This is a genomic window from Mogibacterium pumilum (assembly GCF_002243385.1).
GTDB lineage: Bacteria > Bacillota > Clostridia > Peptostreptococcales > Anaerovoracaceae > Mogibacterium > Mogibacterium pumilum.
The window spans coordinates 971662-972832 of sequence record NZ_CP016199.1 but is presented as its reverse complement, the minus strand read 5'-3'; the positions used below and the strand labels follow the sequence as shown (position 1 = coordinate 972832).

At 41.2% G+C, this 1171-nt stretch carries 2 protein-coding genes; both read left to right on the top strand.

Features of this window, described 5'->3' with window-relative positions; all coding sequences use genetic code 11:
- Positions 1 to 620 (top strand): IS3 family transposase (locus AXF17_RS09490; protein ID WP_237048999.1); only part of this gene is annotated, 620 nt, incomplete at its 5' end.
- Positions 584 to 1171: IS3 family transposase (locus AXF17_RS09485; protein ID WP_330398554.1), on the top strand; the 588-nt coding region annotated here is incomplete at its 3' end. The genes AXF17_RS09490 and AXF17_RS09485, both read left to right, overlap by 37 nt.

Here is a 1171-nt window from a genome sequence, read left to right as displayed (position 1 = left end):
AAAACACCACCGAACATCCCAGAAACCCTCCAGCGGAGTTTAAATTGAAAGTACTTCGTCGTTGTTTTGAAAATGGAGAGAGTGTAAAATTAGTATCAGAAGAGACTGGATACAGTCGTGTCATCATATATGTGTGGCGAAAGCGATATCTTCAAGGAGGTGTGTTTTCTCTGATGAACACGAAAAATATCAAGCCGGAAAAATTACCGGATACGGATGGGAATATACCTTCCGAAGAAATAGAATCATTCAGAAAGCAGATGTACGAGCTTCAATTGGAAGTAGATATCTTAAAGGAGACAATCAACGTATTAAAAAAAGACCCCGGCGTCGACTTGAACGACCTGAAGAACAAGGAGAAGGTAGCGGTAATCGACGCCATGAAAGAGAAGTACCCGCTACCAGTCCTGCTTCGAAAGATGAAGCTGCCAAGGAGTAGTTACTACTATCAGATAAAAGCTCTTGCAACAGAAGATAAATATAAGCATATACGCCGTGAAGTTGATCGGATATTTATGAAAAACAAAGCCCGATATGGGTATCGTAGGATACATGCAGAACTAAAAAAGATAGGGATAAAAGTATCGGAGAAAGTCGTTCGGAAGATGGTCTTGAAGTAAAAATCCGAAAAAAGAAGAAATACAGTTCGTATAAAGGGGAAATCAGTCCCGCTGTTCCAAACGAAGTACAGAGGAATTTTCATAGCGAGAAGCCGGATGAACTTCTTTTGTCGGATATTAGCGAGTTTGCCATTCCGACAGGCAAGGTATATCTGTCTCCGACAGCAGATTGCTTTGATGGAATGCTTGTCACGTGGCGAATAAGCGAACATCCAAATGCCGATCTCGTCAATGGCATGCTCGACGATGTGATTGCAAATATGGGCGCAAAATCTAAACCAATTATTCATACAGATCGAGGATGCCACTATCGCTGGCCGGGTTGGATTGAGAGGATGGAGATAAACGGATATACCAGATCCATGTCACAGAAAGGGTGCTCTCCAGATAATGCTGCTTGCGAAGGTTTATTTGGACGAATAAAAAATGAGTTCTTCTATAACCAGGACTGGAAAAATGTGACCATAGAGGAATTCTCACGTGAGTTAGATAAATACCTTCATTGGTATAATGAAAAAAGAATCAAGAAATCGTTAGGATATTTGAGCCCT